Annotated in this window: 20 protein-coding genes and 1 tRNA gene; 14 read left to right on the plus strand and 7 right to left on the minus strand. The window is 63.1% G+C overall.

The window, feature by feature from the left end:
* Positions 1–105: 105 nt before the first annotated feature.
* Both lplT and C2L64_RS06255 read right to left on the minus strand, forming a co-directional pair.
* A complete protein-coding gene (gene lplT, locus C2L64_RS06250) occupies positions 106–1,404 on the minus strand; it encodes a lysophospholipid transporter LplT (protein WP_086910536.1) in 1,299 nt (432 codons plus the stop codon).
* A 133-nt stretch (positions 1,405–1,537) separates the two neighbouring features.
* Positions 1,538–2,341 (minus strand): inositol monophosphatase family protein, encoded by an 804-nt coding sequence (locus C2L64_RS06255; RefSeq protein WP_007580463.1) that lies wholly within the window; start codon positions 2,339–2,341, stop codon positions 1,538–1,540.
* A gap of 365 nt (positions 2,342–2,706) precedes the next feature.
* Here C2L64_RS06255 and C2L64_RS06260 point away from each other — a divergent pair, with 365 nt between their 5' ends.
* Together C2L64_RS06260 and cysE are read left to right on the plus strand one after the other, a co-directional pair.
* Positions 2,707–3,525 carry an RNA methyltransferase gene (locus C2L64_RS06260; protein ID WP_090835853.1) on the plus strand — a complete coding sequence of 273 codons (819 nt, stop codon included), beginning with the start codon at positions 2,707–2,709 and terminating at the stop codon, positions 3,523–3,525.
* A 263-nt stretch (positions 3,526–3,788) separates the two neighbouring features.
* A complete protein-coding gene (cysE, locus tag C2L64_RS06265) occupies positions 3,789–4,601 on the plus strand; it encodes a serine O-acetyltransferase (RefSeq protein ID WP_090835852.1) in 813 nt (270 codons plus the stop codon).
* A gap of 46 nt (positions 4,602–4,647) precedes the next feature.
* Here cysE and C2L64_RS06270 read toward each other — a convergent pair whose 3' ends face one another.
* From C2L64_RS06270 to C2L64_RS06285, 4 genes are all read right to left on the minus strand, one after another.
* Entirely contained in the window at positions 4,648–5,448 is an 801-nt protein-coding gene (locus tag C2L64_RS06270; protein ID WP_007742041.1) for a UDP-2,3-diacylglucosamine diphosphatase, read from the minus strand.
* Positions 5,449–5,513: 65 nt separating this feature from the next.
* Positions 5,514–6,008, minus strand: a complete 495-nt coding sequence (locus C2L64_RS06275; RefSeq protein WP_103153678.1) for a peptidylprolyl isomerase — start codon at positions 6,006–6,008, stop codon at positions 5,514–5,516.
* Between the two features lie 245 nt (positions 6,009–6,253).
* Positions 6,254–6,835 carry a peptidylprolyl isomerase gene (locus tag C2L64_RS06280; protein ID WP_090835851.1) on the minus strand — a complete coding sequence of 194 codons (582 nt, stop codon included), beginning with the start codon at positions 6,833–6,835 and terminating at the stop codon, positions 6,254–6,256.
* Positions 6,836–6,917: 82 nt separating this feature from the next.
* The gene (locus C2L64_RS06285) at positions 6,918–7,751 is read right to left on the minus strand and encodes a tetratricopeptide repeat protein (protein WP_090835850.1); all 834 of its coding nucleotides are present in this window, start codon (positions 7,749–7,751) and stop codon (positions 6,918–6,920) included.
* Between the two features lie 248 nt (positions 7,752–7,999).
* Between C2L64_RS06285 and cysS the strand changes: the two genes are divergently transcribed.
* From cysS to C2L64_RS06320, 7 genes are all read left to right on the plus strand, one after another.
* Positions 8,000–9,397 carry a cysteine--tRNA ligase gene (gene cysS / locus C2L64_RS06290; RefSeq protein WP_007580473.1) on the plus strand — a complete coding sequence of 466 codons (1,398 nt, stop codon included), beginning with the start codon at positions 8,000–8,002 and terminating at the stop codon, positions 9,395–9,397.
* Positions 9,398–9,444: 47 nt separating this feature from the next.
* Complete coding sequence (locus tag C2L64_RS06295) at positions 9,445–10,494, plus strand: DNA-3-methyladenine glycosylase family protein (RefSeq protein ID WP_090835849.1); 1,050 nt, start codon at positions 9,445–9,447, stop codon at positions 10,492–10,494.
* A gap of 134 nt (positions 10,495–10,628) precedes the next feature.
* Positions 10,629–11,600 carry an acetyl-CoA carboxylase carboxyltransferase subunit alpha gene (locus C2L64_RS06300; protein ID WP_007580477.1) on the plus strand — a complete coding sequence of 324 codons (972 nt, stop codon included), beginning with the start codon at positions 10,629–10,631 and terminating at the stop codon, positions 11,598–11,600.
* A 52-nt stretch (positions 11,601–11,652) separates the two neighbouring features.
* Entirely contained in the window at positions 11,653–13,071 is a 1,419-nt protein-coding gene (gene tilS, locus C2L64_RS06305) for a tRNA lysidine(34) synthetase TilS (RefSeq protein ID WP_090835848.1), read from the plus strand.
* A 477-nt stretch (positions 13,072–13,548) separates the two neighbouring features.
* The gene (locus C2L64_RS06310) at positions 13,549–14,799 is read left to right on the plus strand and encodes an aspartate kinase (protein WP_007580490.1); all 1,251 of its coding nucleotides are present in this window, start codon (positions 13,549–13,551) and stop codon (positions 14,797–14,799) included.
* Between the two features lie 219 nt (positions 14,800–15,018).
* Positions 15,019–15,112 (plus strand) — tRNA-Ser (locus C2L64_RS06315).
* Positions 15,113–15,558: 446 nt separating this feature from the next.
* Complete coding sequence (locus C2L64_RS06320) at positions 15,559–15,921, plus strand: hypothetical protein (protein ID WP_090835847.1); 363 nt, start codon at positions 15,559–15,561, stop codon at positions 15,919–15,921.
* 102 nt (positions 15,922–16,023) lie between these two features.
* On the opposite strand, the gene fabI is transcribed toward C2L64_RS06320, so the two are convergent.
* A complete protein-coding gene (gene fabI, locus C2L64_RS06325; protein ID WP_007580492.1) occupies positions 16,024–16,815 on the minus strand; it encodes an enoyl-ACP reductase FabI in 792 nt (263 codons plus the stop codon).
* A gap of 109 nt (positions 16,816–16,924) precedes the next feature.
* Here fabI and C2L64_RS06330 point away from each other — a divergent pair, with 109 nt between their 5' ends.
* The 5 genes from C2L64_RS06330 (at position 16,925) to C2L64_RS06350 (ending at position 23,500) form a co-directional block, all read left to right on the plus strand.
* Entirely contained in the window at positions 16,925–18,856 is a 1,932-nt protein-coding gene (locus C2L64_RS06330) for an extracellular solute-binding protein (protein ID WP_090835846.1), read from the plus strand.
* Between the two features lie 50 nt (positions 18,857–18,906).
* Positions 18,907–19,947, plus strand: a complete 1,041-nt coding sequence (locus tag C2L64_RS06335) for a microcin C ABC transporter permease YejB (protein ID WP_090835845.1) — start codon at positions 18,907–18,909, stop codon at positions 19,945–19,947.
* The gene (locus tag C2L64_RS06340; protein WP_407671749.1) at positions 19,901–21,052 is read left to right on the plus strand and encodes an ABC transporter permease; all 1,152 of its coding nucleotides are present in this window, start codon (positions 19,901–19,903) and stop codon (positions 21,050–21,052) included. The genes C2L64_RS06335 and C2L64_RS06340 overlap by 47 nt, the downstream gene beginning before the upstream one ends.
* A complete protein-coding gene (locus C2L64_RS06345; RefSeq protein WP_090835844.1) occupies positions 21,049–22,668 on the plus strand; it encodes an ABC transporter ATP-binding protein in 1,620 nt (539 codons plus the stop codon). The genes C2L64_RS06340 and C2L64_RS06345 overlap by 4 nt, the downstream gene beginning before the upstream one ends.
* 160 nt (positions 22,669–22,828) lie before the next feature.
* On the plus strand, positions 22,829–23,500 hold the full coding sequence (locus C2L64_RS06350; RefSeq protein WP_090835843.1) for a C40 family peptidase: 672 nt from the start codon (positions 22,829–22,831) through the stop codon (positions 23,498–23,500).
* Positions 23,501–23,509 lie beyond the last annotated feature (9 nt).

The raw sequence follows: 23,509 nt of genomic DNA on the forward strand, positions 1-23,509 counted from the left end.
TTCTTGCGTGACTGTTCAGGGCGTGAGTTTAACCCGCCGACGCGTCGAGCGAACCTGGCCGGATGGCCAGGTTGCTGTCGCCGTACAGACACACGTACGCTTTGCTCATTCCTCGATCAGCGCGCGCATGTCGACCTTGTGCGCGTTCGCGGCGCTGCGCCGCTGCGCAAGCCACATCATGCCCGTGATGAATACGCCAAACACGGCGATGATCCACTGCACGGGCATCTTCGCCGTCAGCAGGATCGCGTACGCGCCGAGCATCAGCAGCACGGCGAGATTCTGGTTGAAGTTCTGCACGGCGATCGAGTGGCCCGCCGTCAGCAGCGTCGCGCCGCGGTGCTGGAGAATTGCGTTCATCGGCACGATGAAGAAGCCCGACAGCGCGCCGAGCAGCACCATCAACGGATACGCGAAGATGATGTAGGCGGGCGCAAACAGCTCGCCGACGCGCAGGCCCGCACCGGGCGGAAACAGGTTCTTGTTGTAGAACGCCATCGCGACAGCCACGGCGCCCGTGATCAGGCCGACGGGCAGCACCTTGAGTGACGCGCGCAACGGAATCCAGGCGGCGGCAGCCGCTGCACCGATTGCGATGCCAAGGCCGGCCACGCCCTGCATGACGGCCGCTTTCGACAGCGACAGCCCGAGATTCGCGTCGGCCCATTTGAGTACGAGCAGTTGCAGCGTGACCGCGCCGCCCCACATCAGCGTCGTGACCCACAGCGCGATCTGTGCGAGACGGTCGGCCCACAGCACGTTGAAGCAACGCACGAACTCGCCGACCAGTTCGCCCGGCTCGGCCAACCGGTTCGGATAGCGCGCGCCCGTATCGGGAATGCCGACGTTGAGCGCGGCCGCGATCGCGTAGGTGATCATCACGGCGAGCATCGCGAGGTCGGCGGCGGAATGGATCAGCGGCCAATGCATGTGCTGCACGAAGTGCGACGCGTAGGTGCTGATCAGCGCGCCGCCCAGCATCGTGCCGACGATGGTCGACAGCACGGTCGCCGATTCGAGCCACGCGTTCGCGGCGACGAGCCGGTCGGCGGGCAGCAGCTCGGTGAGAATGCCGTACTTCGCGGGCGAGTACGCGGCCGCGCCGAAGCCGACCACGCCGTAAGCGATCATCGGATGCACGCCGCCGATCATCAGCAGGCAGCCGCACGCTTTTAGCGCGTTCGAGATGAACATCACGTGGCGCTTTTGCAGCGCGTCGGCGAATGCGCCGACGAACGGCGCGAGCAGCACATACGAAATCGTGAAGAAGATCTGCAGCAACGGCGTGATCCACGCAGGCGAGCGGATCTCGGTGAGCTGCGCAATGGCCGCGATCAGCAGCGCGTTATCGGCGAGCGACGACACGAACTGTGCCGCAATGATCGTGTAGAAACCTTTCTTCATGGTCCCGATTGAAACACAGCGCCCGCAATTTTGCCTTTGATGCACGTGTCCCGTTGATGTGTGCGACGTATCGCGAGTCACGAGCCCCAAAAGAAAAAAGCGGCCGAGGCCGCTTTCAACTGCACGCAGCGTCTTAAGCTGCCTGCTCCTTCGTCTTGGTGTAACGCGACAGAATCGGAATCATCTGCGCATACACCTTCGGGTTGCCCGCGACGATCTCATGCAAGTGCAGGAAGTCCGAGTCGCCCGTGTAATTACCGACCAGGCCGCCCGCTTCCGTGACGAGCAGGCTGCCTGCCGCCATGTCCCACGCGCTGATGCCTTGCTCGAAGAAGCCGTCGAGGCGGCCCGCCGCGACGTTCGCCAGATCGAGCGCCGCCGCGCCCGGACGGCGCAGGCCCGCGCAGGCCTTCGTCATGTCGGCGAAGAGGTGCGTGTACGCTTCGAGCGTGTCCTTTTCGCGGAACGGGAAGCCCGTGCCGATCAGGCTGTCGGCGAGCCGGTCGCGGCGGCCGACGCGGATGCGCCGGTCGTTCAGGTACGCGCCGCGGCCGCGCGAGGCCGTGAACAGGTCGTTGCGCGTCGGGTCATAGACGACCGCCTGCGTGACGGTGCCCTTGTGCGCGAGCGCGATCGACACGCAGTAATACTGGAAGCCGTGGATGAAGTTCGTGGTGCCGTCGAGGGGATCGATGATCCACTGGAATTCGGACTCGTTGCCCGATTCGCCGGACTCTTCGGCGAGGATTGCGTGATCGGGGTAGGCGGTGGTCAGCGTTTCGATGATGGCCGCTTCGGACGCCTTGTCGACCTCCGTGACGAAATCGTTGTGCTGCTTCTTGCTGACCTGCACGAGGTCGAGATCGAGCGACGCGCGGTTGATGATCTGCCCGGCGCGGCGAGCGGCCTTGACAGCGATATTGAGCATGGGATGCATGAGTCTGGATCCTTGTGCCGGACGCGCACGGCGGCGGCCCGGTGTTGAGCTGAAAATAAGCTGTTAATCATGCGAAACGGGCGCCCGACACGACTGAGTCGAAATCTGGCAGCACATTCCGTCGACGGAGACGAATTGAAGAAGAGCGATGCGCGGTGCCCGATGTTCCCCGTGAGAGGCAATGTGGCACGGCGCGAATATCGGGATTTTACCTGAGTCTCGTCGTTTCGAGGCGGTTCGGGCCGACCCGCGAGCAGGCAAACAGGCCTATGACGTTCGCCTGGTGCGGTATTGGCCGATCGGCAGATGGAAAGAGGTGGCGGGTTGGGGCTACCATTACTATTTCTTTGTCTCCAAAGCTCATCGTGGTTCAAACGCCTGCTTCGCCTTCCTCCAGCAACGCTTCCGACAACTCCTGCATCGGCGGCGGTTTCACGTCGACGCGTTTCGTGCTCGTCGAGCCGAGTCATCCCGGCAACGTCGGCGCGGCGGCGCGCGCGTTGAAAACCATGGGCTTTTCCCGGCTCGTGCTCGTGTCGCCGCGCGTGGCGGACGTGAAAAACGACCCGGAGGCGATCGCAATGGCTAGCGGCGCGGACGACGTGCTCGCGTCCGCCCATGTCGTGCCGACGCTCGCCGACGCGCTGTCGGGCGCGCACTGGTCGTTAGCGCTGACGGCACGTGCGCGCGAGTACGGGCCGCCGCAGCTCGCGCCGCGCGCGGCCGCGATGCAGGCGCGCGAGCATGCCGCGCATGGCGATATCGCGCTCGTGTTCGGCAACGAACGCACGGGGCTGTCTAACGAGGACGTCGAGCGTTGCAGCGCGCTCGCCCATATTCCGGCCAATCCCGCGTACAGCTCGCTGAATCTGTCGCAGGCGATTCAGGTTCTGTCGTACGAGTTACGCATGGCCTATCTGGTCGACAGCGACGGGTCGGAGTCGGTGGCGGGCGGCGCGGGTTCGCTCGCCGCGAGCGATGAAATCGAGCGCATGTATGTTCACCTGGAAAACGCGCTGATCGCGCTCGACTTTCTCGATCCCGGCAACCCGAAAAAGCTGATGTCGCGCTTGCGGCGGCTCTTCGCGCGCTCGGGTCTGGAGCGTGAAGAGGTCAACATCGTGCGCGGAATCGCGAAGCATATTCTGCTGCACGCGAAAGGGCGCGACGGCCACGAGCGTTGAGCGGCGCGCGTATCTCACGTCAGGCGCAGCCGCGTGCGTTGCGGCTGTCGCGGTCCACGAAAGCTCAAACCTTGTCGTCCGCGTGGGCTTCCGGCAGGTTTCGCGCATTCGCCCTACAATGGCCCGAAACGTCATAAGCAAAGCTCGCCGGCTGGAATGCACATTACTGCGGACGCAATAGCGGACGCAAAAGCGCAGGCACCGGCGGCCCGCTCCCCGCGCAATGCGCGGCGGCGATCAATCCCTACGACAGCCTCACTGCCATGTTCACGAGACTCCGCGAAGACATCGCCACGATCCGCGAGCGCGATCCCGCCGCCCGCAGCGGCTGGGAAGTCCTCACGTGTTACCCGGGCTTGCACGCGCTGATATTCCACCGCTTCGCACATGGCTGCTGGCGTGCGAACCGTCGCTGGCTCGCGCGTTTCCTGTCGCAGTTCGGCCGCTTCATGACAGGTATCGAGATCCACCCGGGCGCGACGATCGGGCGGCGTGTATTCATCGATCACGGCATGGGCGTCGTGATCGGCGAGACGGCTGAAATCGGCGACGACTGCACGATCTACCAGGGCGTCACGCTCGGCGGCACGTCGCTCACGCGCGGCGCGAAACGCCATCCAACACTGGAGCGCGGCGTGATCGTCGGCGCGGGCGCGAAGGTGCTCGGCGGCTTCACGATCGGCGCCGACGCGAAGATCGGCTCGAACGCCGTCGTCGTGAAGCCGGTGCCGGCGGGCGGCACGGCCGTCGGCAATCCGGCGCGCGTGATCATGCCGGCGACGGGATCGGTGACAGCGGCTCCCGCATCCGCGGGCGCCGATGGCAGGGCGACGACGGCTCGCCCAGGCTTCTGCGCGTACGGCATCACGCCGAATGCGGACGATCCCGTCTCGCTTGCCATTCATGGGCTGGTGAATCACGCGTCGACGCAATCGCAGCGCATCGACGAAGTCGTCGCAGCGCTCGAACGGCTCGGCGCGAGTCTCGAGGCGCTGCATGGCGCGGACGCGGCGTTGCTGGATCTGCGCCGTCTGTCGGCGGCGATCGACGGGAAGGTCGAGGTGGCGGCGCGCTGAGCGGCGCCAAACTGAAGCGCGCGCGAGGGGAAAAGGGTGAAAACGACTACTTGTCCAGCCGCAGCGCCTTGATCCCTTCGGAGTCGATGCGTACATAACCGCCGCGGCGCTCGCCGTGGTCGAGGTCCCAATCGGGCAGCACCCAGCGCATGCCGCCTTTCTCATGATGCAGCGCTGGCCTGTGGGTATGGCCGTGAATAATGGTGGCTGTCTTCGTCTTCTTGAAGAGCGCGGCGATGCCTTCCGACGTCACGTCGTAACGCGGCGACACAGGGCGCTGGCGTCCCGCTTCGCTCGATGCGCGCATTTTTTCCGCCAACGCTTTACGCCAGCGATACGGCCACACCAGAAACAGCCACTGCGCGAAATGGTTGCGCGCGAAGCCACGAAAGCGCTGATATTTGCGGTCCGACGTGCATTGCGCGTCGCCGTGCGTGAGCGCGATTTTTGACCCGAACGCGGTGATGACGAACGGATCGGGCAGCCAGATCGCGCCCGCCGCTTTCATGAAGCGCTTGCCCAGCAGGAAGTCGCGGTTGCCGTGCATGATGTAGAGCGCGATGCCGCGCTCCGAGAGCGTGTGCATCAGCGCGGCCATGCGGGCGGGGAAGGGCTCGGCGAGCATGTCGTCGCCGATCCAGTATTCGAACAGGTCGCCCAGAATAAAAACGGAATCCGCATGCTCGGCCGTCACGCGGATGAAATGCTCGAACGCGGCGACCGTCTGTGGGATCGCCTCGCTCAGATGCAGGTCAGCGATAAAGAAAAACGGGCGCGCCGCGTGCGGGCGTTTGCCCTCGCCAGGCACGCCCGCAGCGACGCTTCGCAGCGGCGTCTCTTGCAGCATGGAAGTGTGCTTCTCTAGTTGCTCAGCGATTCTTAAAGAATAGGCTGTTCGTTTGAGTAATTCTCTTACTCGACGACGACGGCCTTTTCAATGATCACGTCGTCGACGGGCACGTCCTGGTGGAAGCCCTTCGAGCCCGTCTTCACCTTGCGGATCGCATCGACGACTTCGAGGCCTTCGACGACCTTGCCGAACACCGCGTAGCCCCAGCCTTGCGGCGTCGGCGATGAGTGGTTCAGGAAGTCGTTGTCGTTCACGTTGATGAAGAACTGGGCGGTCGCCGAGTGCGGATCGTTCGTGCGCGCCATCGCGACTGAACCCTTCACGTTCTTCAGACCGTTGTTCGCTTCGTTAGCGATCGGCGTGCTGGTCGGCTTCTGCGTCATGCCCGGCTCGAAACCGCCGCCCTGGATCATGAAGCCGTCGATCACGCGGTGGAACACCGTGTTGTCGTACTGGCCGGCTTTCACGTAGGCGAGGAAGTTTTCAACCGACTTCGGCGCCTTCTCGGTGTCCAGTTCCAGCTTGATGACGCCGTGGTTCGTGTGCAGTTCAACCATGATGATTTCCTTTGGGTCTAGGTGAGTGGAGGGCGTGGCGCATCGCCGTCTGAGCGGCCATTGGCCTGCGCCCGTGGCATGGTTAGTTCCGGTGCAGCGCGGCCCCGTGCAGTGCATCGAGTTGCCGGCGGCTCGCGCGTCACCCTGTTTGCAAATGCGTCGTCTGCTCGTTTGCTATCGAGCGCCTTCTCGCGGCCTGCACGGCCGCTTCATTGCCAATCCAAGTTCGGCTTGGTTGCCGACAATTACTTGCCGACAATTGTCGCCGACTGGAGCACGATCTGCTTTTGCGGCACATCGCTCATCGGGCCGCGCGACGTGGTCGGCGTGCCCTCGATCTTCTTCACGACGTCCATACCCGACGTGACCTTGCCAAACACCGTGTAGCCGTTGCCGTCCGGATTCGGATAGTCGAGGCCGGCATTGTCGACCGTGTTGATGAAGAATTGTGCCGTAGCCGAGTTCGGGTCGCTCGTGCGCGCCATCGCGATCGTGCCCGTCATGTTCTTCAGGCCGTTGCGGCTTTCGAGCTGAATCGGCGCGCGCGTCGGTTTTTCCGCGTAGCTCGTCGTGTAGCCGCCGCCCTGGACCATGAAGCCGGGAATCACGCGATGGAAGATCGTCCCGTTATATTGACCGGATTTCACGTAGTCGAGGAAATTGGCAACCGTCTTCGGCGCTTTCTCAGGATACAACTCGACGCGGATATCGCCTTCCGACGTCTTCAAGAGAACGGACGGATGCGCAGCCTGTGATCCGTTTTGCGCAAAAGCCGGTGCGTTCGCGATCAGGGCGGCGCTGCCGAGCGCCAACATCAACCATTTCATGTAAATCCTCGGGGTGAAAACAGGGTGAACTCAGATGAAAAACGTCGGCAGGCGCGCTGCCCGAAAGCGTGCGCGCCAGCGCTCACTGCGATGGTGCAACGTACGGCGGCGTCGCGAGCGAACCGTTTGGGCCGCCGAACGTGAAGCTCGGCGTCTCGGTAATGTTCTGCATGGCGCGATTCGTGTAGTCGGTATCAGCCGGCTGGCCGGTCTTCTTCACGGGCGTCTTGCGCGGCGTGACGATTTTCTCGATGTCGGCGATACGCTGGGTCGTCGTGCCGTTGCCGGCGCCCAGACTTTGTGCGCGGCGATACGCCTGATCCGCCATGCGCAGGTACAGGTCGCCGAGATTCTCATACGCGAGGCCGTAGCCGGGGCTCGCCTTGACGGCCGTTTCCAGCGCGGCGCGCGCTTCCGTATAGCGGCCCTGCTTCGCGTAGAGCGCAGCGAGGTTGTTGTACGGTTCGGGCAGTTCGGGGAACGTCTCGGTGAGTTCGGTGAATGCGGCGATCGCTTCGTCGTCGCGGTTCAGGCGCGCAAGCACGGTGGCGCGCTTGAATTTGGCCTGTGCGTCGCGCGGATTCGCGGCGATGCGCGCATCGAGCTGCGAGAGCGCGGCCGTCCAGTTCTTCTGCTGGATCGACGCATCGGCGTCGGGTGTCGCGTCACGCACGGCCGGACCGTGGGCGACGGTCGGCGTTTTCTGCGCGAAGGCGGGCGCGGCGGGCAGGACCATGAGGGCGAGGCCGCAGCAGGTCGCGCCCGCTGCCGTGCTCAGGGCCGCGAGCAAACCTGGACGGCTACCCGGACGGGAACCCGTACGGGACGACGCGCCGGAAATCGGGCGAAGCGTCGAGCGGAGCGCCGTCGCGAAGAGGGTCGTGGCGCCTCGCGCGCGGCCGCTGGAGTGTTTCATAGGCTCAGGTCGGGATGTTATACTCCGACCCATTCTAACAAAAGGTCTGCGCGTTCCGTCGAACCACAGACTGTCTTTTCGCCACTCGTGGTCGTCTCCGCCTTGACGTCAGCCTGATCCCGCGCCGTTGCGCGACAGGCTGTCAGTCATGCCGCACCGCCCGTGTTCGTGCATGCAGTTGCATGCTTTCATCGGGCGCGGTATGAACGAAGACCAAGCGGATCTCTTTCGGCCCACGCATCGTCTCTATGGAATCTCTGCGCATCTACAACACGCTCGCGCGTGACAAGCAAAATTTCGTGCCGCTTCATGAAGGCGAAGTGCGTATGTATGTCTGCGGGATGACGGTGTACGACTACTGTCACGTGGGGCATGCGCGGGTGATGGTCGTATTCGACATCGTGCAGCGCTGGCTGCGCACGCTCGGCTACAAGGTCACCTACGTGCGCAATATCACCGACATCGAGGACAAGATCATTCGCCGCGCAGTCGAGAACGGCGAGTCGATCCGCGCGCTGACGGACCGCTTCATCGCGGCGCTGCACGAGGATGCGGACGCGCTCGGTATCGAGCGGCCCGACCTCGAACCGCGCGCGACGGACTTCATTCCGCAGATGCTCGGCATGATCGAGAAGCTCGAGCAGAACGGCTACGCGTATCAGGCCGCCGACGGCGACGTGAACTACGCGGTGCGCAAGTTCGCGAACTATGGCGCGCTGTCGGGCAAGTCGCTCGAAGACCTGCGCGCGGGCGAGCGCGTGGCCGCGAACGACGCGAAGCAGGACCCGCTCGACTTCGTGCTGTGGAAGCAGTCGAAGCCCGACGAGCCCGCCGACACCGGCTGGGATTCGAAGTATGGGCGCGGCCGTCCCGGCTGGCACATCGAGTGCTCGGCGATGGGCTGCACGCTGCTCGGCGAGCATTTCGACATTCATGGCGGCGGCCAGGATCTGCAGTTTCCGCACCACGAAAACGAGATCGCACAAAGTGAAGGCGCTACGCGCCAAACCTTCGTCAATTACTGGATGCACAACGGTTACGTGCAGATCGACAATGAGAAGATGTCGAAGTCGCTCGGCAACTTCTTCACGATCCGCGAAGTGCTCGCGAAGTACGATGCCGAAGTCGTGCGGTTCTTCATTGCGCGCGCGCATTACCGTTCGCCGCTGAATTACAGCGACACGCATCTCGACGACGCGCGCAGCGCGCTTGCGCGTCTGTACACGGCACTGAAGGACACGCCGCCGGGAGCGGGCGAGATCGACTGGAATGAAGCGCATGCGCAGCGTTTTCGCGCGGCGATGAACGACGACTTCAATACGCCTGTCGCCGTGTCGGTGCTGTTCGAGCTGGCGAGCGAAGTGAACCGCACGCGCGATGCGGCGCTGGCGCGTCAGTTGCACGGTCTCGCGCGGGTGCTCGGATTGCTCAGGCGCGAACCGCGCGCCTATCTGCAGCAGGCGGCGGGCAGCGAAAGCGAGGGTGCGCTCGATGTCGCAGCGATCGAAGTGAAGATCGCCGCGCGCGTCGCTGCGAAGCAGGCAAAGGACTACGCCGAGGCAGACCGGATCCGCAAGGAATTGCTGGACGCCGGTATTGCGCTCGAAGACAAACCGGGCGGGTTGACCGAGTGGCGGCGCGTGTGAGTGCACCTCGTACTTCCCTCTGATCGACTCGCCAGGCAGGAGGCAGGATGGCAACGGCCACGAAGACGCCGGCTAAACGGGCCACGTCTCAATCAAACGCGGCAGCTAAGGTAAAGGCAGTACGGGCGCGAAGCGGCGCAGCGAAGGTGGCGGTGAAATCGGCGTCGGCGAAAGGCGTCAAGGCAGGCCTGCATGGCCCGCGCAAAACGGCGGGCTCGCATGGCGCGCTCGCGAAGCCGGCGTCGTCCCGACACCTGCCCAACGGAGCGGACTTGCCCGAAGCAACGGTTGTGAAACCATCGCGCGCGCGGGCCGCGCACGCGAAGGGCAACGGCTCGCTGCCCGCGGAACTCGCGAGCGACGCGCAGGAACTCGCCTATGAAAGCCATGAGGCCGAAACGGTTCGCAAGCCGCGCGCCGCTGTGTCGTCGGTGGAAGGCGAGCAAGCTGTGCAGGGCGACCCGCAGTCGTCCGTCGTGACGCGTCCGGCGTATTGGGACAAGGCTTGTGCCGATCTCGTCAAGCGCGACCGCATTCTGAAGAAGCTGATCCCGAAGTTCGGCCCCGTGCATCTGTCGAGCCGTGCCGATCCGTTCGTCACGCTGGCGCGCTCGGTGGTCGGCCAGCAGATTTCCGTCGCGTCCGCTCAGTCGATGTGGCAGCGCATCGTCGCCGCCTGTCCGAAGCTCGTGCCGCAACAGATCATCAAGCTCGGGCAGGACGACCTGATGAACTGCGGCGTCTCGAAGCGCAAGGCCGAGTACATTCTCGATCTCGCGCATCACTTCGTCTCGGGTGCATTGCACGTCGGCAAGTGGACGTCGATGGAAGACGAGGACGTGATCGCCGAGCTGACGCAGATTCGCGGCATCAGCCGCTGGACGGCGGAGATGTTCCTGATTTTCGATCTGTCGCGTCCGGACGTGCTGCCGCTTGACGATCCGAATCTGATTCACGCGATCAGCCAGAACTATTTCAGCGGGGAGCCGGTGACGCGCAGCGAAGCGCGTGAAGTCGCCGCAAACTGGGAGCCGTGGCGCACGGTTGCGACCTGGTACATGTGGCGCAGCCTCGATCCGGCGCCGGCCGGCAGCTGAATCAAGCATTGAAGCAGAAGGCAAAAACCGTTGGAGTCTATTGATTTGTTAAAATTGATAGATTCGAGACGGTTTTGACATGGGCGCGCGCGGTTAGAATACGCGCTGCCGGTAAGTCGAAGGATTAAAAACCAATGAAGACCACCTTTCTGGATTTCGAGCAGCCGATCGCGGAGCTCGAAGCGAAAATCGAAGAATTGCGCTTCGTGCAGGACGATTCGGCCGTCGATATTTCGGAAGAAATCGAGCGGCTGTCGAAGAAGAGCCAGCAGCTCACGAAAGATCTGTATACGAACCTGACGCCATGGCAGGTTTCGCAGATTGCGCGTCATCCGCAGCGTCCGTACTCGCAGGATTACATCAACGAACTGTTCACCGATTTCCACGAACTGCATGGCGACCGCTCGTATGCGGACGACCTGTCGATCGTCGGCGGCCTGGCGCGTTTCAACGGTCAGCCGTGCATGGTGATCGGCCATCAGAAGGGCCGCGACACGAAGGAGCGCGCGCTGCGCAACTTCGGCATGCCGCGCCCCGAAGGCTACCGCAAGGCCGAACGGCTGATGCGTCTTGCCGAGAAGTTCGGCCTGCCGCTCTTCACGTTCATCGACACGCCGGGCGCGTATCCCGGCATCGGCGCGGAAGAGCGCGGCCAGTCCGAAGCGATCGGCCGCAATCTGTACGTGATGGCCGAGCTGAAGACGCCCATCATCTCGACGATCATCGGTGAAGGCGGTTCGGGCGGCGCGCTGGCTGTCGCCGTCGCCGATAGCGTGCTGATGCTGCAATTCTCGACGTACTCGGTGATTTCGCCGGAAGGCTGCGCGTCGATTCTGTGGAAGAGTGCCGCGAAGGCGCCCGAAGCAGCCGAAGCGCTGGGTCTGACCGCGCATCGCCTGAAGGCGCTGAACCTGATCGACAAGATCGTCAACGAGCCGCTCGGCGGCGCGCATCGCGATCCGAAGGGTATGGCAGCCATGCTGCGCCGTGCGCTCGCCGATTCGCTGCGCCAGTTCCAGGGCATGAGCACTAACGATCTGCGTCAGCGCCGCTTTGAACGCCTGATGGCCTACGGCAAGTTCAAGGAAACGACGCCGGGCGCGTAAGCCTCGCGCTCTCGTCCGAAGGCGCCTCGCGTACGATAAGCGCCATCACAACGTGACTCCCTCCGCTGACACTCCCGCCGACCGCCTCGTTCTCGATGCGGTCGGCGTTGCGTTTGGGGCCTTGCCCGACGATGCGCGCATCGCGATTGCGTTCAGCGGCGGCGTCGATTCGACGGTGCTGATCGACGCCGCGGTGCGTGTCGGTGGTGCGTCTCGCTGCATCGCGTTGCATATTCATCACGGTCTGAGCGCCAATGCCGACGAATGGCTCGCCCATTGCGGCGCGTTTGCGCGCGAACGGGGTGTCGAGTTTGCGTCGACGCATGTCGACGTATCACGTGCGGGCGGTCTGAGCATCGAAGCCGCTGCGCGCGACGCCCGTTATCGCGCGCTCGATGCGCTTTGCTCGCAGCATCGCGTGCGCACGCTTTGGCTCGCGCAGCATGCCGACGATCAGGCGGAGACCGTGCTGCTGCAACTACTTCGCGGAGCAGGGCTTGCGGGTCTGGCGGCGATGGCGCCGGACTATCTGCCGTCCGGCGCGTCCGTTGTGCGGGTGCGTCCGCTGCTGCATCTGCTGCGCGCACAACTGGAGCAATACGCGCACGGGCGCGATCTGCGCTGGATCGACGATGAGTCGAACACCGACACGCGCTACGCGCGCAACGCGCTGCGTCACGATGTACTGCCGCCGCTCGCCGTGCATTTTCCGGGCTTTCGCGACGCGCTCGCCCGCACGGCGGCGCACGCGGCTTCGGCGCAGCGTCTGCTCGACGAGCTGGCGCGTATCGATCTGCAAACGGCGCGCGGCGACGAAGAGGGCGCGTTGTCGCGCGACGCGCTGCTCGCGCTCGACGACGATCGCGCGGCGAATCTGCTGCGTTACTGGATGCGTACGCTCGGCTTGACGGCTGCATCGACTGCGCGTCTGACGGATGCGCTGCGCCAGTTGCGCGCGATCGGCGACGCGCACAGCTTGCGGGTCGATCACGCGGGCCAGGCGTTACGCAGCTATCGCGGCCAGGTCTATTGGGAAGCCGGCGACAGCGCCGATCCCGCCGACGAAACGGCACTCGTCGAACGCGCCGAAAGCGTGCTCGTATGGCAAGGGCAAAGCGTGTGGCGTTTGCCGCAGTGGCGCGGCACGTTCGTATTCAGCGAGGCGAGCGCCGACGAGTCCGATGCGATTCCCGTCGATGCGCTCACGCGCGCGCCGCTCGTCGCACGCTCGCGCCGCGGCGGCGAACGGATGCGCTGTGTCGCGAACGGCCCGAGCCGCACGTTGAAGAATCTGTTTCAGGAGCGCGGCGTGCCATCGTGGAAGCGCGATGTACCGTTGCTTTTTGCCGGCGACGCACTGCTGTTCGTGCCGCTGATCGGCGTGAACCGCGCCGCGCCCGTCGACCCGGCGCAGCACGCAAGCGCGCGCTACATCCGGATTGCCTGGCGCGAGGATCTGACGCTCGCGTGATGTTCGCCTGACGTCTGGCCGACGTCCGCATCACCCAAGGCCGACTCCCGACCGACCGGACAGCCACTGTCATCCACGCGCAACAATCGCTGCAAATCCTTCTACGACAAGCATTTGCAGCGGCTTTTGCCTGGATTGCGGCTTGTCTTTTTATTGCCGATCAGGTAGGGTAACTTGTTTGCCCGACTCGCTTTTTGTCGTGTTACCTGGCTGTTCTTATGCGGACGTCCGGGGCGCGCTCCAAGCCGTTAGCCACCCCGTTAGCGTCCGTCAGCCCTGTTTACCGGCAGGTTTCGGCAGGGCCGGAAAAAGCAAACCCGGCAAATCCGCGCGTACCCTACGCACGCTGCATCTGCGCCGCCCACACTGCGCCGTCGTTCCCGAACGTTGTGCCCTGTGCTTTCTTTGTGCGGCCGTCTCCAGCGCGCCCGGCGCGCGCCGGTTGGCGTATCAGTTTCCCTTCAGTTCAGAACGACAATGGCACTCATCGTACATAAATACGGCGGCACATCGATGGGCTCGGTCGAGCGCATCAAGAACGTCGCGAAGCGCGTCGCGAAATGGCACAAGGCAGGCCACAAGATGGTCGTCGTGCCCTCGGCGATGTCCGGCGAAACGAACCGCCTGCTGGGTCTCGCGAGAGAAATTTCACCCCAGCCGAGCCCGCGTGAACTCGACATGATCGCGTCGACGGGCGAACAGGTCAGCGTCGGCCTGCTGTCCATCGCGCTGCATGACGCAGGCGTCGATGCCGTCAGCTACACCGGCTGGCAAGTGCCCGTCAAAACGGATAGCGCATTCACGAAAGCGCGTATCAGCGACATCGACGGCGAGCGCGTGCTGCGCGATCTCGACGAAGGCAAGGTCGTCGTCATCACGGGCTTCCAGGGCATCGACCCCGAAGGCCACATCACGACGCTCGGCCGCGGCGGCTCGGACACGTCGGCTGTCGCGGTGGCCGCGGCGCTGAAAGCGGACGAATGCCTGATCTACACGGACGTCGACGGCGTCTACACGACGGACCCGCGCGTGGTCGAAGAAGCGCGCCGGCTCGATCGCGTGACGTTCGAGGAGATGCTGGAAATGGCCAGCCTCGGTTCGAAGGTGCTGCAGATCCGCTCGGTCGAATTCGCCGGCAAATATCAGGTGAAGACGCGCGTGCTGTCCAGCCTGACCGATCCGCTGATGTCGCTCGACGCAGAAATGAAGTCGGGCACCCTGATTACTTTTGAAGAAGACGAAACCATGGAAAAAGCAGTCATCTCGGGAATCGCGTTTCAGCGTGACGAAGCCCGTATCGCCGTGATGGGTGTGCCCGACAAGCCGGGCATCGCATATCAGATCCTCGGCCCGGTTGCCGATGCGAATATCGATGTCGACATGATCATCCAGAACCAGAGCGTCGAAGGCAAAACGGCGTTCACGTTCACGGTCGGTCGCGGCGATTATCAACGCGCCATGGACATCCTCACGAACCAGGTCAAGGGTCACGTGAACGCCGAACAGGTGCTAGGCGATCCGAAGGTGTCGAAGGTCTCGGTGGTCGGCGTCGGCATGCGTTCGCACGTGGGTATCGCGAGCAAGATGTTCCGCACGCTGTCGGAAGAGGGCATCAATATCCAGATGATCTCCACGTCGGAAATCAAGATCTCGGTGCTGATCGACGAGAAGTACATGGAGCTCGCCGTGCGCGCGCTGCATAAGGCATTCGAACTCGACCAGGCGTGATGTGCGCGCAGTACCTGTTTGCTTCGGTGACAGGCATCTGCGTAAAAGCTTGTGTGCGATAAAAGCGCGGTAAAAGGGCGGCGAAAGGGCAGGTCAAGGAAGTGACATTCGATTGACACTTCAGGCGCAAAAAGTGTGAAGTAGAAATTGACCGCTGCCTCGTAACCCGCTATTATCTTGGCTTCGTTGCGCTGCCTCCCTGGCGCAAGCGAAAGTTTGGGAGACGTGGCCGAGAGGTCGAAGGCACTCCCCTGCTAAGGGAGCATCTGGGCCAAAACCTGGATCGAGGGTTCGAATCCCTCCGTCTCCGCCAGAAATGGCGGTGGAACCCCGTAGAGCTGCGGCTCTGCGGGGTTTTGTTTTTTGCGCGCCTGTTTCGTTTCATGTGTCTTCTTGGTGGACTCTGCGCGGTCTCAACTTTTCATTCCCTAGTCCGTAAACATCGGTATTGGTGAATTGCGTTCGCGATGAATGCGCCATTCACGCGAATCATGCGGGATATCTTTTTGCCTGGGATAACCAACGAACTGCCTACGGTTTGCGAATGGCAAAGATCCCGCGAAACGTGCGTGTACGCAACAGTGGAAGCGCTGGGCATATCACCAAATGCTGTCGCGTGTAACAGGACGTTACGAAGCGCTTTGCGACGCGAAGTTATGCATCAGTTATTACAAAGTTGAAATACGCGTTAAGCGTCGCTTTGTTATATTCGAATCAAGCAGTCGATAAAACACAACTCCCGCAAAGAAAGGTGAAACCATGAAGTCCATGCGTCTTATCCCGTTGATCGCTGGCGTGATCGCGATTGGCGCGTCGAGTGCGGCGATGGCTGGGGGACTGAACGTCGGTGTCAACATCGGTATTCCCGCTCCCGTCTACGTCGCGCCGGCGCCTGTGTATGCACCGCCGCCGCCGCCGCCCGTCGTGTACCAGCCGTATCAGCCGTATCAGCCGGTGCCCGTCGTCGCTGGACCCGCCATCGTGATCGGCTGGCATGGTGACCGCTACTGGGATGGCCGCCGCTACTGGGGCCGCGATGACTACTATCGTCATCACGGCGGCTACGATCATGGCCATGGTCATGGCCACTGGGATAACGGCCATCACAACGGCTGGCACTGATCCCACGCGGCGTCGCATGCGCCCAACAAAAAACCGCCCCGAGGGGCGGTTTTTTTCTGGTTGCACGCGCAACGACGCGTGCATACATGTAAGCGCGTGCGCTTACTCGGCGACGGCGGCCATCCCACCGACCACGGCGCTGAAGCCGCTATCGACATGCATGATCTCAGCCGTCACACCGGCAGCGAGGTCCGACATCAGGAATGCCGCTGCATTGCCGACCTGTTCGATCGTGACATTGCGCTTGAGCGGCGCATTGCCCTCGACGAAATCCAGAATCTTGCCGAAGCCCTTGATGCCGCTTGCCGCGAGCGTCTTGATCGGGCCTGCCGAAATGCCGTTCACGCGAATGCCCTTGCCGCCCAGCGACACGGCGAGATAACGCACGCTCGCTTCGAGCGATGCCTTCGCGAGGCCCATCGTGTTGTAGTTCGGGATCGCTTTTTCTGCGCCGAGGTACGACAGCGTGAGCAGCGCCGCATCATTCGACAGCATCGGCAACGCGGCCTTCGCGAGAGCGGGGAAGCTGTAGGCGGAGATGTCGTGCGCAATGCGGAAATTTTCGCGCGTCATGCCGTCGAGGAAGTTGCCGGCGATCGCTTCGCGCGGCGCGAAGCCGATCGAATGCACCAGGCCGTCGAGGCTGTCCCAGTGTTCTTTCAGCGAAGTGAACAGCGCGTCGATTTGCGCATCGTCGGCGACGTCGCACGGGAAGATCAGATTGCTGCCGAACTCGTTCGCGAACTCGGTAATGCGATCCTTGAAGCGGTCGCCGACATACGTGAACGCGAGTTCTGCGCCTTCGCGCTTGCAGGCTTGCGCGATACCGTACGCGATCGAACGGTTCGACAGCAGGCCCGTCAGCAAGATTCGTTTACCAGCGAGGATGCCCATGGATTCTCCTAATGAGGTCAGTGCGCCGCGATGACAGAGTGCGGGAACGCGCGGGATTTTGGGTAGAATTCTCTCACATTGCAACTGCCCACCGACCAACAAGGCACCTATGACCGCAGGCACGCGACGGGTTGAAGCGCCGCGCCCGAGATGGCGCACTCTGATTCGTCCGCTGTTGCGTGTCCGTTGCAAGGCGATGCCGCGCGCCGTGCGTGCCGCGCTCGCCGTGTGCGTCGGCTTGCTGATCGGCTTGTCGCCCATGACGGCGCAGCATGCGCAGGCCGCGTATGCGATCGCGCAGTACGGCAACCCGAAGTATCCGCCCGACTTCAAGCACTTCGACTACGTCAATCCCGACGCACCGCGCGGCGGTACGCTGGTGCTCGCGAATCCCGACCGCTCGACGAGCTTCGACAAGTTCAATCCGTTCACGATGCGCGGCAGCGCGGCGCCCGGCATCGGCCTGTTGTTCGAGAGCCTGACGACGGGCAGCGCCGACGAAGTCGCGTCCGCCTACGGCCTGCTGGCGGACGACATCGCCGTCGCGCCGGACGCCCTGTCGACGACTTTCCACATCAACCCGCGCGCACGCTTTTCGAACGGCGACCCCGTTACGGCCGAGGACGTGAAGTTTTCGTTCGATACCTTGAAGAGCCCGCAGGCTGCGCCGCAATTCGCCGCGTATTTCGCGGAGATCACGCGCGTCGTGATCGTCGATCCGGCGACCGTGCGCTTCGAATTCAAGCAGCACGATCGCGAGTTGCCGTTGCTCGCGGGCGGCATGCCCGTGTTCTCGCGCAAGTGGGGCATGAAGGCGGACGGCAGTCGCACGGCGTTCGATCAGCTCGCGTTCGAAAAACCTCTCGGCAGCGGGCCGTATCTGATCGAGAGCTACGACAACGGGCGCACGATCACCTACAAACGCGACCCGAAGTACTGGGGCGACAAGCTGCCCGTGCGCGTCGGCATGTATAACTTCGAGCGCATCAACTACAAGCTGTATTCGGATGGCACCGCGCGTCTCGAAGCGTTCAAGGCGGGCGAGTACGATGCGCTCGTCGAGTACGTCGCGCGCAACTGGGTGCGCCGCGACGTGGGCAAGAAGTTCGACAGCGGCGAGCTGATCAAGCGCGAGTTTCCGCAACATAACGGCACGGGGATGCAGGGCTTCATCCTGAACCAGCGCCGGCCGCTTTTCTCGGACGTGCGCGTGCGCAAGGCGCTCGATCTCGCGCTCGACTTCCAGTGGCTCAACCGGCAACTGTTCTACAGCCAGTACAAGCGGATCGACAGCTACTTCGTCAATACGGATCTGCAAGCTAAAGGCTTGCCGTCGCCAGGCGAACTGAAACTGCTCGAGCCATGGCGCGCACAGCTCGAGCCCGGCGTGTTCGGCGTGCCGCCGAAGCAACCCGACACGGACCCGCCCGGTTCGCTGCGCGCGAATCTGCTCGAAGCGCGCGCGCTGCTCGCGCAGGCTGGCTGGACGTATCGCGATGGCGCGTTGCGCAACGCGAAGGGCGAGCCGTTCGCGTTCGAGATTCTCGACGACTCGGGCTCGTCGGCTACGTTTGACCCGGTCTACGCCACCTATATCCGCAATCTGAAGAAGCTCGGTATCGATGCGCGTACGCGTACGGCGGACTTTGCGGTGTACCAGAAGCGCCTCGACGCGTTCGACTTCGATGTGACGACCATCCGTTTTCCCGACGTGCAGGTGCCGGGCGCGGACATGATCGACCGGTTCGGCAGCAAGGCTGCAGGCGAACCGGGCTCGGGCAATCTGATCGGGCTGAAATCGCCCGCCGTCGATGCGATCCTGCGCGCGCTGGTCGGCGCGCAGACCCGCGAGCAACTCGTCGATGCCACTCACGCGCTCGATCGCGTGCTGATCAACGGCTACTACATGGTCCCGCACTGGTACAGCGCGACGCATCGCGTGGCGTTCAAGCGCGGCATGGCGTGGCCGTCGACCTTGCCGCTGTACTATACGGCGGAAGGCTGGATCACCTCGATGTGGTGGTTCGCCACGCCGCAATGAGCGCGCTGATCGCGTACCCCATCATGTACTTTTGATTCTGGACGGCCGCCATGTGGAGCTACATCCTCAAACGTCTGCTATTGATGATCCCGACGTTGATCGGCGTCCTCACGTTGACTTTCGTCGTGATCCAGTTCGTGCCAGGCGGACCCGTCGAACAGGCGGTGCACGAACTGCGGCGCAGTACCGCCGAAGGCGGCACGCCGTTCGGGCTGCGCGCGCATAGCGGCGTCGATGCGCAGCAGATCGCGCAACTCAAGGCGTTGTATGGCTTCGACAAACCGCCGCTCGAACGCTACTGGCTGATGCTCAAGCGCTTCTCTCACTTCGATCTTGGACAAAGCTATTTCCGGCATCAAAGCGTGTGGTCGCTGATCGTGTCGAAGCTGCCTGTGTCGATCAGCATCGGGCTATGGACGTTCTTCCTCACTTATCTGATATCGGTGCCGCTCGGCATCGCGAAGGCGGTGCGCAACGGCTCGCGCTTCGACGTCGCGACGAGCCTCGTCGTGCTGATCGGCTATGCGATTCCCGGCTTCGTGCTCGGCGTGCTGCTGCTCGTGCTGTTCGGCGGCGGCTCGTTCCTGCAGTTGTTCCCGCTGCGCAATCTCACATCCGACAACTGGGATCAGCTGAGCCTCTTCGGCAAGATTCTCGATTACCTGTGGCACATCACGCTGCCGATCGTGGCCTCCGTGGTCGGCAGCTTCGCGGTCGTCACGATGCTGACCAAGAACGCGTTCCTCGACGAAATCCGCAAGCAGTACGTGCTGACCGCGCGCGCGAAAGGGCTGTCCGAGCGCCGCGTGCTGTGGAAGCACGTGTTCCGCAACGCGCTGTTGCCGTTGATCGTCGGTTTTCCGGCTGCGTTCATCGGCGCGTTCTTCACGGGCAGCCTGCTGATCGAGACGCTGTTCTCGCTCGACGGGCTCGGGCTGCTGTCGTATGAGTCGGTCGTGCGGCGCGATTATCCCGTCGTGCTCGGCACGCTCTATCTCTTCACATTGATCGGGCTCGCGACCAAGCTCGTCTCCGATCTCTGTTATGTGTGGGTCGATCCACGCATTCAATTCGAAGAACTGGAGCGCTGATTTGAGCCGCGTTCGTACAGATGCCGAAGTGTCGCGCGCGCAGCCGGTGCGCGCGTTTGTGTCGCCGTCGCCCGCGCGCCGCGTGTGGCTGCGTTTCCGGCAGCAGCGGCTGGGTTACTGGAGTCTGATCGTATTCGTTGTCGCGTTTGCGGCGAGCCTTGCCGCGCCGCTGTGGTCGAACGACAAGCCGGTCGTCGTGCGCTACGACGGCCACTACTATTTCCCGCTCGTGAAGGACTACGCGGAGACGACCTTCGGCGGCGACTTTCCGACGCCCGCCGACTATCTCGATCCATACGTCAAGCAGCGCATCGACGCGCCGGGCAACTTCGCGATCTATCCGCTGAACCGCTACTACTACGACACGCTGAACTATTTTTCGAAGCGGCCTAATCCGGCGCCGCCTTCGCGCGACAACTGGCTCGGCACCGACGACCGCGGCCGTGATCTGTTCGCGCGCCTCGTGTACGGCTTTCGCGTGTCGGTGGAGTTCGCGCTGGTGCTGACTTTCATCGGCACCGTGCTCGGCGTGCTGGCGGGCGCCGTGCAGGGTTACTTCGGCGGCAAGACTGACATCTTCGGACAGCGTCTGATCGAAATCTGGAGCGCGATGCCGGAGCTGTATCTGCTGATCATCTTCGCGTCGATCTTCGAGCCGGGCTTTATCCTGCTGATCGTGCTGCTGTCGCTGTTCGGCTGGATCGGCCTTGCCGACTACGTGCGCGCCGAGTTCCTGCGCAACCGGCAACAGGACTACGTGCGCGCCGCGCGGGCCATGGGCTTGTCGAACTGGCAGATCATCTGGCGACATGTGTTGCCTAATAGCCTGACGCCCGTCATCACGTTCCTGCCGTTTCGCATGAGCGGCGCAATTCTCGCGCTGACGAGCCTCGATTTTCTCGGCCTCGGCGTACCGCCGCCGACGCCCAGCCTCGGTGAACTGCTCGCGCAAGGCAAGGCGAACCTCGATGCGTGGTGGATCTCCATGTGGACCTTCGGCGTGCTGGTCGTGACGCTGCTGCTGTTGACGTTCATGGGCGACGCGCTGCGCAACGCGCTCGACACGCGTATCTCCGACGCGATGAAAGCGGGAGGCAACCAGTGAGCGCGCACGCGACGAAACACGACGGGCCGCTGCTCGAACTCGATCATCTGCGCGTGACCTTCGGCGACACAGTGGCCGTCGACGATGTGTCGCTCGCGATCGGCCGTGGCGAGCGCGTTGCGCTGGTCGGCGAGTCGGGCTCCGGCAAGAGCGTGACGGCGCTGTCGATCCTGCGTTTGTTGAACGATGCGCAGACGAGCGGCGTCGTGCGCTTCGACGGCGAAGATCTGCTCGCGAAGAGCGAGCGCGAAATGCGCGGGATGCGCGGCTCTGCTATCGCGATGATCTTTCAGGAGCCGATGACGGCGCTCAATCCGCTGTACACGATCGGCGACCAGATCGCGGAAACCATCGTGCTGCACGATGGCGTCAGCGCCAACGAAGCGCGCAAGCGCGCCGTCGCGCTGCTCGACCGGACGGGCATCACGGAGCCGGGCAAGCGCGTGAACAGCTATCCGCACCAGTTGTCGGGCGGCCAGCGGCAACGCGCGATGATCGCGATGGCACTCGCGTGCCGTCCACGGCTGCTGCTCGCCGACGAGCCGACGACGGCGCTCGACGTGACGATCCGCGCGCAGATCGTCGAACTGCTGCTCGAACTGCAACGCGAGGAAGCCGAAAAGCGCGGCATGGCCGTGCTGCTGATCACGCACGATCTGAACCTCGTGCGCCACTTCGCGCAACGCGTCGCGGTGATGGAGAAGGGCGTGCTCGTCGAGAGCGGCCCCGTCGATACGCTGTTCGCGTCGCCGCAGCATCCGTACACGCAGCGTCTGCTGCAAAGCCGTCCGGAGCGCACCGTCGTGCCCGTGCTGCCGATCGCGCCCGTGCTGCTCGACGCGCGCGACGTCTGCGTGGATTTCAGGACGAAGCTGTCGGGCATGGCTGGCTGGTTCCGGTCGGGGCGCTTTCGTGCCGTCGACGACGCGACGGTGTCGGTGCGGCAGGGCGAAACCTTGGGTATTGTCGGCGAGTCGGGATCGGGGAAATCGACACTCGCGATGGCACTGCTCGGCCTGCAAAGAACCTCGCACGGCGCGATCGATTTTCAGGGCAGGGCGCTCGGCAGTTATCGGGGGCGCGAGCAGACCACGCTGCGCTCGAACATGCAGGTCGTCTTTCAGGATCCTTTTAGTTCACTTTCACCCCGGCAGACGATCGAGCGGATTGTCGGCGAAGGGCTCGCGCTGCATCGGCCGCAACTGAATGCCGACGCGCGGCGCGACAAGGTGATTGGCGTGCTGCGCGAAGTGGGGATCGACCGGACGGCGCTGCAGCGCTACCCGCATGAATTCTCCGGAGGACAGCGGCAGCGCATTGCGATTGCGCGTGCGCTGGTGCTGGAACCACGCATCCTGATTCTCGACGAACCGACCAGCGCGCTAGACGTATCGATCCAGCAACAGGTGTTGAAGCTGCTCGCGGGTTTGCAACGCAAATACAACTTGGGATTTGTGTTCATCAGCCACGATCTGGCCGTGATCGGCGCCATGGCGCATCGCGTTGCCGTCATGCAGAACGGGGCGATCGTGGAGACGGGTGAGGTCGAGCGGATCTTTGCGGAACCGACCCATCCTTACACACGTAAGCTGTTGAAAGCGGCCTTGACGACTTGACATTCACCAATTGGGTGCGGCGAGTCATTGTTTTTTTCTATTTGTTTTGACATTGGAATACTTACTGGCTAGTATCGACCAAACTTTTTTCCTAGCCTGTTGATTTTCAGGCAAAAACTACCGCCGCACCCAGCCCTAACCAAGACCAACCACCAGACCAATGCAGCACCAAAACCTAACCCAGGCTTGCACGCGCGTCGTCGCCGGGATGTTCATTGGCGTACTGATGGCCGCAGCTCCCGGCGCTTTCGCCGATGAAGTAAGCAGCTTTAACCAGAATGCCTCATTTTCGACCTCTTCCGGGTCGAGTTCAGTGTCCTCCACCACACAAAGCATGCAAAGCGCTGCCTCGAATTCCGAGAGCGGCGCTCGTTCGTTTTTGTCCGGCATGGCCGGCAAGGCGGGTGATGTGGTGGTCGGCGCCCTCAACATGATCGGCGTGCGCTACCGCTGGGGCGGCGATACGCCGGATTCCGGCCTCGATTGCAGCGGCTTCGTGCGCTACGTGTTCCAGGACACGCTGGGCATGGCACTGCCGCGCCGCGCGGAAGAAATGAGCCGTGTCGGCGAGAAGGTTCGGGTTTCCGACCTGAAGCCGGGCGATCTCGTGTTTTTCAACACGATGCGCCGTACGTTCTCGCACGTCGGCATCTACATCGGCGACAACAAGTTCGTGCATTCGCCTTCTACAGGCAGCACGATCCGCGTCGACGACATGGATGACGGTTACTGGGAAAAGCGCTTCACGGGCGCGCGTCGTATCGAATCGACGGTGCCGCAGCAGCAGGAACTGCGCCAGCGCGTGAGCGCGACGATCGGTGGCAACAATTAAGACGATCGT

It is taken from the genome of Paraburkholderia hospita (assembly GCF_002902965.1).
Taxonomy (GTDB): domain Bacteria; phylum Pseudomonadota; class Gammaproteobacteria; order Burkholderiales; family Burkholderiaceae; genus Paraburkholderia; species Paraburkholderia hospita.

Coding starts and splice junctions, on each gene's coding strand:
- lplT (WP_086910536.1), bottom strand. CDS start 1,404: ATGAAGAAAGGTTTCTACACGATCATTGCGGCACAGTTCGTGTCGTCG.
- C2L64_RS06280 (WP_090835851.1), bottom strand. CDS start 6,835: ATGAAATGGTTGATGTTGGCGCTCGGCAGCGCCGCCCTGATCGCGAAC.
- C2L64_RS06300 (WP_007580477.1), top strand. CDS start 10,629: ATGAAGACCACCTTTCTGGATTTCGAGCAGCCGATCGCGGAGCTCGAA.
- C2L64_RS06350 (WP_090835843.1), top strand. CDS start 22,829: ATGCAGCACCAAAACCTAACCCAGGCTTGCACGCGCGTCGTCGCCGGG.
- C2L64_RS06340 (WP_407671749.1), top strand. CDS start 19,901: ATGTGTGGGTCGATCCACGCATTCAATTCGAAGAACTGGAGCGCTGAT.
- C2L64_RS06270 (WP_007742041.1), bottom strand. CDS start 5,448: ATGCTGCAAGAGACGCCGCTGCGAAGCGTCGCTGCGGGCGTGCCTGGC.
- C2L64_RS06275 (WP_103153678.1), bottom strand. CDS start 6,008: ATGGTTGAACTGCACACGAACCACGGCGTCATCAAGCTGGAACTGGAC.
- cysE (WP_090835852.1), top strand. CDS start 3,789: ATGTTCACGAGACTCCGCGAAGACATCGCCACGATCCGCGAGCGCGAT.
- C2L64_RS06335 (WP_090835845.1), top strand. CDS start 18,907: ATGTGGAGCTACATCCTCAAACGTCTGCTATTGATGATCCCGACGTTG.
- C2L64_RS06255 (WP_007580463.1), bottom strand. CDS start 2,341: ATGCATCCCATGCTCAATATCGCTGTCAAGGCCGCTCGCCGCGCCGGG.
- C2L64_RS06285 (WP_090835850.1), bottom strand. CDS start 7,751: ATGAAACACTCCAGCGGCCGCGCGCGAGGCGCCACGACCCTCTTCGCG.
- C2L64_RS06330 (WP_090835846.1), top strand. CDS start 16,925: ATGACCGCAGGCACGCGACGGGTTGAAGCGCCGCGCCCGAGATGGCGC.
- C2L64_RS06295 (WP_090835849.1), top strand. CDS start 9,445: ATGGCAACGGCCACGAAGACGCCGGCTAAACGGGCCACGTCTCAATCA.
- fabI (WP_007580492.1), bottom strand. CDS start 16,815: ATGGGCATCCTCGCTGGTAAACGAATCTTGCTGACGGGCCTGCTGTCG.
- cysS (WP_007580473.1), top strand. CDS start 8,000: ATGGAATCTCTGCGCATCTACAACACGCTCGCGCGTGACAAGCAAAAT.
- C2L64_RS06310 (WP_007580490.1), top strand. CDS start 13,549: ATGGCACTCATCGTACATAAATACGGCGGCACATCGATGGGCTCGGTC.
- C2L64_RS06320 (WP_090835847.1), top strand. CDS start 15,559: ATGAAGTCCATGCGTCTTATCCCGTTGATCGCTGGCGTGATCGCGATT.